The sequence below is a fragment of the Paenibacillus sp. E194 genome, from assembly GCF_000935845.1.
Lineage (GTDB): Bacteria > Bacillota > Bacilli > Paenibacillales > Paenibacillaceae > Paenibacillus_B > Paenibacillus_B alvei_B.
The window spans coordinates 1-8,356 of record NZ_JMDX01000241.1; the positions used below are offsets into that span (position 1 = coordinate 1).

Here is an 8,356-nt window from a genome sequence, read left to right on the forward strand (position 1 = left end):
CATTGCGGCTAATTCGTGAAGCCATTGCATTCATCGTGTCTGCTAGTGTGCCTATTTCATCCCGGTACATCTTTTTCGCGCGGATTGAGAAATTGCCATCTGCCATGACTTCCGCTGCTTTTTTTAATTCACGGATAGGCCCCGTAATGGTTCGAGATAGAAAAATACTAAGTATAGCTACAATGGAAACAACAAGTACTCCTGCCAATATGAACAAGATGGAAATATAGCGGACAGCATCGATTGTACCGGTCAATGAGCTAATAAAGCGGACAATTCCAACAGTCTTGCCTTCGGATTGGAGCGGATAGGATACCGAAACAATATGCTCATTGGTGTCATCATCAAAACCGCGCCAAGTGCCTACCTCTCCATCAGCAGCTTGCTGTACATCGGTGTAATGAATGATCTCTTTGCCTGCATTCGTACCATATGAATCTTGAATGATGTGTCCAGCAGCATCCATGATCTGCACCTGTGCAGAAGTATGTTGGGAGAAAGCTCGTACGAGCTTCTCCGATTGTTCTGTTACTTCTTCCTCAGCAAAATATTGCTGGAAAAAGGCGGCTGAGATCTCCGCTTGATTAATGAGCGCTCGTTCTACATTGTAGTGATAATAATAGTTCACTGACGTAATCAAGATGACTTCTAAGATACATACCGTTATTAATATAACAGCTAAATAGCTGCCTACTAATCTCTGCTGGATACCTATCACTATTCGCCTCTCTTCCAGCGGTAGCCCATCCCCCATACCGTCTCAATTCGTCTCGGATTCGAACTATCATCCTCAATCTTCTCGCGCAGCTTGCGAACGTGGACATCGACCGTCTTCGGATCACCGACAAAATCCTCTCCCCAAGCTAAATTCAATAATTCATCGCGCGATAATGCCTTGTCGGGATGTTCAAGAAATGCCTTAATCATGCCATACTCCTTCGGAGTCATCTCGATCTTCATCCCATGCTTACATACTTTATTCGCATCCTTGTCTAAGGTAATTGGCCCTGACTCAATAATTCTACTGGTTACATGTGAGGACTGATTAGAGCGCCGCAATACCGTGTTGATTCTTGCAACAAGTTCCAGCGGGTTGAACGGCTTCACGATATAATCATCTGCACCGAGCTCTAACCCTTTAATTTTGTCGAAATCCAGTCCCTTCGCTGTCAGGAAGATGATGACAACTTCGGAATCCACATCTCTGATTTGCCGGCATATCTCGAAGCCTTCCATATCAGGCAGCATTATATCGAGAATGACAGCATCTGGTCGATTCGTTGTAAATTGCATCATTGCCTCACTGCCCACCGCAGCTTCTGCCACTTGAAAGCCGTTCCGCTCCAGATTAATCGAAATAAAACGCCGTATATGATGGTCATCCTCTACCACGAGCACGTGATTGCGGACGGCTCCCTTTACTTCCATTGTGCTTTCCGATTTGTTCATCTCAGCTTATCCTCCTTTGGTAACGATATACGGACGTAATTTGCGCGAAAGTATGGTGCTAAACATAGCAAAAAGCCCTCCCTACCAAATGGGAGAGCTAGTATTGAGAATAGTTGCTGCAGCTGCGCACAATTCAGATAAGCTTCATTCCCCCTGGTACAGTTTTGGCACTATACAACGTAAAGAAGCTTGCCGCTTCTTAGCCACATTATGAAAAGCCTTAATCCGGCAATCCCTGTTCTACCCATTGGCATCTCTCGATGTTTCCGGGCAGTGGCCTGTATTCGTATAGGAGCCTCACCTAACGAGGACATATTCATCTTCCTGCATCTTACCTTCAATGTCCGAAACTGTCAATGAAGCGAACGGACAAGCTTTCAAATTGGATTGATCTCGATTTAGAACATCCAAAGAATGAGGCTGTACTTGACTTGAAGGAAGTTTCGATCACAATTAAAAAATTTTCTTTTCATCATCCTCATAGTTAAAGCGTATACATTTTTCTGTGTTCTGACGATGAGATCCTTTTTCATCCGGTATAGACTCATCTTGAGTATTTATACAATACTTTGCACTGGGAATATCCAATGCCAGGAAAGAAGGTGTAGCTTCGCTAATCTACAACAACACGAATTAGCAATAGTTGTAACATTATGCTCATTTGAAGGAGGAATATGATTTTGACAGTAACGTGTACGTGGAACGCAGGAATGCGCAAATGGTTGGTTACAGGTGGAATCATGCTCACGATGTTCATTGTCACGCTCTTGTTCTCGGGGACTGTATTAGCACACGGTTACATTGACTCTCCCAGCAGCCGGGCTGATCTGTGCGCGAAGAAGGTGAACAAGAACTGTGGATTTATCATTTATGAGCCGCAAAGCTTGGAAGCATATAAGGGGTTTCCAGCCGCGGGGCCGGCTGACGGCAAAATCGCCAGTGCTAACGGTGCATTTCCAGAGCTTGATCAACAATCGGCAACGCGCTGGAGCAAGGTGAACATTACCCCGGGAACGACTACGTTCCATTGGACAATTGAAGCTAACCACGCTACAACTAGCTGGAAATATTATATTACGAAGCAGGATTGGAATCCGAATGCGCCGCTTAGCCGCGCCTCCTTCGACTTGACTCCGTTCTGCAACGTGGATTATAAAGGAAAGCAGCCTCCACATTCTTACTCCGACACATGCAATGTTCCAAGCCGGACGGGATACCAAGTAATCCTTGCCGTGTGGGAAATTGCTGACACCGCAAACGCGTTCTATAATGTCATTGATGTGAACTTCGGCGGCGGTTCCCCTGTCGATCCGACCCCGCCTACGGCGCCATCGAATCTTGCCGTATCGAACGTTACGGCGTATACCGCCAAATTATCTTGGAATGCTTCTACCGACAACGTAGGCGTAACGGGGTATAACATTTATAAAGATTCCACACTCGTTGGATCGACGAATGGAACCACTTTAACATACGCGCTAACGGGACTTACGCCGAATACAACCTATTCGTATACGGTGCGAGCCGTCGATGCCGCAGGCAATGAATCCACTAGCAGCAACGCCGTATCCTTCAAGACGTCAGCACCGCAGCCGGATACGGATCCACCAACTGCCCCATCCCAATTAACCGCTTCGAATATTACTGCTACGAGCGTGAAGCTGTCTTGGACAGCATCAACGGATAATGTAGGCGTGGCTGGATACCGCGTTTATAACGGATCGACCTTGGTAGCTAACACAAATGGGGTGACGTATACAGTAACAGGGCTTACGGCAAATACCGCTTATACATTCACGGTCATTGCTTATGATGCCGCCGGCAATGTGTCGCCGAGCAGCAATGCAGTAAGCGTCACAACAGCGCCCGCCCCAACGGCCACACCGTGGGCAGCCAATACCTCCTATGCGGCTGGCGCGCTCGTAACTTATAACGGTAAAACCTATGCGGCGCTTGTTGCCCATACGTCTCTTGTAGGATGGGAGCCGCCAAATGTTCCTGCATTATGGTTATTGAAATCGTAATTCGCTGTCTATCTTAAGGTAGCATAGACAGGAGCCCCTGACTCGTCAGGGGCCAGTTATCGTATGACAGACTCCATGCTTCTAGATTGGTGAAGTACATATCCTCTGCCTCTAAGATGCTGCAGAATGGTCGGATGACTTGGGTCTGCTTCAATTTTTTCGCGAACTTTCTTGATGTAAATGTAGAGAACACCCTCGGAGGTATCCAGTTGATCAGCAAGCTCCTGCGCTGATATTGGTTGCTCGTCTTGATGTACTAAATGATAGAGGAGCTTGAATTCCAGCGTCGATAAGACCTTTTCTTCTCCTTGCTTCTGAATGGAGTGATTCGCGATGTGAAATAGAGTGTGCTTATCACCCAGCACAACTGCTCCATCAATCTCTTTCGCGTGACTCCGCATGATCGGCTCTTCCACGATATCTACACCTAGCATTCCGGATATGGATTGTTCCCACATCATGATCTTCTTCAAGGTGTCCTTCTCTTGTGGATTCACAATCATGATAGGAACCTTAGTCTCTGTCATCATGCGAGTGAAACACGTATCATTCTCGATCTGATTTGAATCTAATAAGAATACGCTGCGGGAAGTTGCCTGGGCAATTACTTCACGGAATCGATGGCAGTCCTCAATATGAGTCAGCTTCATTCTGTCGCCGAATAGACGTCTTACATATGTATAGAAAAATTGGTTGTTCGTATACACGGATAATTCCATATCGCTTCCCTCTCTTCATCATTCCCTTGTTCGCATAGAAGCGTCTGGTTCTATTGTATATAGGGAGAGAAGCAATGTAAATTGTGAATCCAATATACAAATACAAGCCCTCCAACATGATTGGCAGGGCTTGTTCATATATCTGTTATAATCCGTTATCCTTCGAGAACGAGTTTGATATGATTCCATGTTGACGCAGGAAGCTGAATGCCGCTCGCCGCTGCATTGTCATGAATCTGTTCTACTCGCTTCCCGCCAGGAATGACCGCATCCACGCCTGGTTGATGGAGCAGCCAAGCAAGTGCGAGATTCGGCAGCGTAAGCTGCTGTTCACTTGCGATTGCCTTCAATTTCTCTACGCGGGCAAGATGCTGCGTGAACACATCTGGCTGGAACAGTTCTAAGTCCTTTCGCCAATCCCCATCATCCAGTGTCATATCAGGCTTGTATTTTCCACCCAATATTCCGAACGCAAGAGGTCCATAAGGAATAAACGAAATATCGTGGTCAAGACAGTATGGAAGTAGCTCCTCCTCTGCAGAACGATCGAGCATATGGTATGGGCTTTGCAATACACTGATTGCATTCGTTGCATTCGCTTCCTTCACTTGATCAACCGTCGCATTGGAAATACCGATTGCACGAATCTTTCCCTCCTCTCTCAGACGAGTAAGCTCGCCAATTGCTTCACTTAGCGGAATGCGCTCATCGATAAAGTGAATATAATAGATATCGAGATAATCCGTCTGAAGCCGTTTCATGCTTGCTTCCACAGCATTTTTTAGATAGTGGGGATGATTATTGAAGCGTATGCTGCCGTTGTCTAGCTTCTCGATTCCCCCTTTGGTTGCTAGTACAAGATTGTTCCGGCAATCTTGAATGACCTCCCCAATTAACTCCTCCGACCGCCCGAACCCATAGGCATCTGCTGTATCTAGCAAGGTAATTCCCTGCTCAATAGCTTCTCGAACCGTTTGTTTCCCGATATCTTCATTTACATTGGCGTAATTGTTATGCCCACCTACTGCATTAGTTCCGAATCCAATCTCCGATATTTGGATGGAAGTTTTCTTTAACGTAGTATATTTCATTCGAATCTCCTCTTTTCTGAACTATCGTTTTGTCACGAATACAGTTAAGCTGCTTTTGCTACTTCATTGACGACTGTATCTTTTCTCCAACCATGCAGGGCCACAATAATAGCAATGATCGTTAGCGCTGATCGGGCTGTTTTTTAGCCGTTAAGCAGTGAGCAGTTCGTTCTGACACCTATAACGTTATCAATCTCAGCAGCATCTGTCTTGATTCAGACGTTAAGCTTCCCCTTAATTTTTGTTAAGATAAAGGATAGGTATTGAAGTGGATATAAGAATGATATATATCATTCATCCTTTACAATCACATGGATACATGGAGGGTTGCTTGTTGGAAGCCAAAGAAATTATGCGAAATATCGAGGCGTTCAGAAATTCCAAGGCGCTATGGAAAGAGTTCGAATATGAGGATTCTGACGCAAATTATTGGAAACGATATGCGGCTGCGGTTGCGCTTCAGTATGATTGGAGAGAGGAAGATTATGATTTTATCCGATATTTGATGGAAAATGAAGTGGAGAGTCGTACCCATGATTCATTCCAAGGATACGGGGATTCCTTGCTGCTCCTCTCTTATTTGCTGGCCAAATTCCGCAAGCTCGAAAATGTTTGGATATTTGAAAAAGCAAAATCCGCAAATTTCGATACGTATTGCGGATATTTTGACGAATTTATCTTCTCGGTTGGAGTGGAACAAACGTGTACATACATAGAGGAAGTTGGACTTACGGAATCGAACAGCTACCTTTACGAACGCAAGGATAAATTGAGAACCCTCTATACAGAGCAGGATATCGAATCATTTATGCAAAGAATGGCCCTCTGGTTCCCAGACAGCATTGATAAAGAATCAACAGATAGTCTGTTGTCTCGGGCAATCGATTTTAAGGATGCTGAAGAGGCAGCACGACTGTTTGCCATTCTTGAACAGGACGCTGAAGCTAGCACCACAACCTTATATTATCGTGCCAAAGAAATCGGAAATTATGAGAAGGCCATCTATTATAAACAAAAGGAACTAGATTCTATTAATGACCCAAGAGATAAGGCTTCTGCACTCCTTGATATTACTGAACTGCGCGTGATGAATAACGATTATGCTGAGGCTTATGAGACTGCGCAGCTATGGAAACAACTCTTATCCCATTTTGATAGTTGGCAGGAAACCGGACTGGGTAGATCAATGTGTGAAGCCTGGTTTGATATCTGTCTTGGCTTGAGCAAAGAACAGGAAATGACGACTGCACTCCTCTGCTATGAAAATGGGAAGTGGATGATCAGCCGCACGAACGCTTGTTACTTAAACCTATTAAAAAAGGCATACGCATGCAGTGAAGTCCTCCCAAAAAAGAAAGACATGCGTTTTTATAAAATGAAAATAGTAAAGGAGAAAAAGAAGATAAACCGAATAACAAGAAGATAACTTATTCTATTCCATCTAATCGAAATGAGGTAATTTACGAATGGAGATTTCGTATTGGAAAGGCAAGCGTATTCGGTTTCGTGCACCTGTTGCAGATGATATCATCATATTCGACAGTTTGGATGACAGCATACTGCAAAATTTGGACTCGATTGCATTTCCACGGACACAAGCGCAATTGGAAGAATGGATCGAACAAATTTCGCAGGGAGCTTCGGAAAATAGCCATGATTTCTACTGGATCGCCGAGGATGCCGAACACGGAGACCTTGTCGGTACCGTTGAGGTCGATGGCTGCGACCCAAAAAACGGGACCTTCGATTATGCGATTTCCGTATTACCTGCTTATCGGGGCAAGGGCTACGCAAGTGATATGATCCTAACCGTTTTGAAGCATTATTTCTTCGAGCTGAGGTATCAAAAAGCAACCGTTTGCATTTATTCCTTCAACGAAGCTTCTATGAACTTGCATCGCAAGCTTGGTTTCATCCAAGAAGGCAGACTGCGCAGCATGATTTACACCAATGGAAAGTATCACGATGAGGTGTATTTCGGTATGACGAAAGAAGAGTATGAGACAATATACTTGAGATAAGGGAACGACGAATTCATAACTTATACGTTCTTTACAAGAGCTGTTGGGCGGTAGTGATCTACTGTCCGCAGCTTTTTTGTTATGTTTTTAGCTTCACACATCTACTATTTCATTCCTCCACTTTCACTATTGGAACGATCTTGCCCCATACGAGTTCTCCCCTATTCTTCATCTCATCTTTACGACACGATATTCATAACGAACAGCTCCTCTTTTTCATTCTTACCATGCAGTCAAACGCGGATTTTAAAGAAACAGGCTTTAAAAAAGATTGACTCCTGACGAGATCCAATATAAACTGAAGCAGTAATTTTAGTAAATTAGTAAATTAGTAATTTAGTAAATAAAAAATTGGAAAGAGGGAGAAGATGAAAATACCTGCTACGTTAACACACAAGCCTGTTGTCGTGTCGAATCATTATGAGCAAGTTGATGGCCCCTTCGCCAGAAACACAGATGTGAAAGGTCTTTCCCTGGGATTGGTTCAGCGGAATGACAAAGGCAAGGTCGAACTTTCTGCTAAGGTATGGAGACATACGGGAGAGAGATGGTCGCAGAATTCGGAGGAACTTCCCCTCCATCGTGTGCTTGATTTATCCATTTTGATTTGCCGCTCTGTAGCTCATTTCCACGAAGCATACCGGTTTGAGCATTTGTATGACCCGCAACAACCTGTTATCGATCGGATTGGCCTGCAAGGAGATGCCATGACCGTGGCAATTGATACGGATAATGAGCGAATCAATGAGGACATTAAACTGTTCAGTCAGGCGCTGAGTGACAACGACGAAATGATTAGTGAGCGCCTTCGCAATTTATCCAAAATACTAAAGGATATGGGGTATTGACGATGTTGTCCAATCGATATGTTCGAACCGTTATCCTCTCCCGGGTACTGCTGCAACTCGGAATTTGGATCCGGAATTATGCGGTTCTGTTGTATGTTACCGAATTGACGAACAATAATCCGATTTATGTATCGCTGATTTCCGTTGCGGAATTTGCTCCGATTTTTCTATTCGGACTAATTGGCGGAACCTTTGCCGACCGAT

The 8,356-nt window shown here is 44.5% G+C and carries 8 protein-coding genes, 1 pseudogene and 1 riboswitch; of the genes and pseudogenes, 5 read left to right on the forward strand and 4 right to left on the reverse strand.

What is annotated here, in order from left to right:
- Both AZ66_RS23730 and AZ66_RS23735 read right to left on the reverse strand, forming a co-directional pair.
- On the reverse strand, nucleotides 1-718 hold a 718-nt coding region (locus AZ66_RS23730), incomplete at its 3' end, for a HAMP domain-containing protein (RefSeq protein WP_231587010.1).
- Complete coding sequence (locus AZ66_RS23735) at nucleotides 718-1,449, reverse strand: response regulator transcription factor (protein ID WP_044357114.1); 732 nt, start codon at nucleotides 1,447-1,449, stop codon at nucleotides 718-720. The genes AZ66_RS23735 and AZ66_RS23730, both read right to left, overlap by 1 nt.
- Before the next feature lie 143 nt (nucleotides 1,450-1,592).
- Nucleotides 1,593-1,765: riboswitch (M-box (ykoK) riboswitch) on the reverse strand.
- A 424-nt stretch (nucleotides 1,766-2,189) separates the two neighbouring features.
- Between AZ66_RS23735 and AZ66_RS23740 the strand changes: the two genes are divergently transcribed.
- Nucleotides 2,190-3,473, forward strand: a complete 1,284-nt coding sequence (locus tag AZ66_RS23740) for a lytic polysaccharide monooxygenase (protein WP_231587011.1) — start codon at nucleotides 2,190-2,192, stop codon at nucleotides 3,471-3,473.
- 56 nt (nucleotides 3,474-3,529) lie between these two features.
- On the opposite strand, the gene AZ66_RS23745 is transcribed toward AZ66_RS23740, so the two are convergent.
- Together AZ66_RS23745 and AZ66_RS23750 are read right to left on the reverse strand one after the other, a co-directional pair.
- The gene (locus tag AZ66_RS23745; RefSeq protein WP_044357116.1) at nucleotides 3,530-4,192 is read right to left on the reverse strand and encodes a winged helix-turn-helix domain-containing protein; all 663 of its coding nucleotides are present in this window, start codon (nucleotides 4,190-4,192) and stop codon (nucleotides 3,530-3,532) included.
- Between the two features lie 155 nt (nucleotides 4,193-4,347).
- Complete coding sequence (locus tag AZ66_RS23750) at nucleotides 4,348-5,283, reverse strand: aldo/keto reductase (RefSeq protein ID WP_044357117.1); 936 nt, start codon at nucleotides 5,281-5,283, stop codon at nucleotides 4,348-4,350.
- 334 nt (nucleotides 5,284-5,617) lie between these two features.
- Between AZ66_RS23750 and AZ66_RS23755 the strand changes: the two genes are divergently transcribed.
- The 4 genes and pseudogenes from AZ66_RS23755 to AZ66_RS23770 form a co-directional block, all read left to right on the forward strand.
- Entirely contained in the window at nucleotides 5,618-6,709 is a 1,092-nt protein-coding gene (locus AZ66_RS23755) for a hypothetical protein (protein ID WP_044357118.1), read from the forward strand.
- Between the two features lie 40 nt (nucleotides 6,710-6,749).
- Nucleotides 6,750-7,304 (forward strand): GNAT family N-acetyltransferase, encoded by a 555-nt coding sequence (locus tag AZ66_RS23760; protein ID WP_044357119.1) that lies wholly within the window; start codon nucleotides 6,750-6,752, stop codon nucleotides 7,302-7,304.
- A 368-nt stretch (nucleotides 7,305-7,672) separates the two neighbouring features.
- On the forward strand, nucleotides 7,673-8,152 hold the full coding sequence (locus AZ66_RS23765; protein WP_044357121.1) for a DUF6530 family protein: 480 nt from the start codon (nucleotides 7,673-7,675) through the stop codon (nucleotides 8,150-8,152).
- A gap of 2 nt (nucleotides 8,153-8,154) precedes the next feature.
- Nucleotides 8,155-8,356: pseudogene (locus AZ66_RS23770) on the forward strand (MFS transporter); the annotation flags it as partial.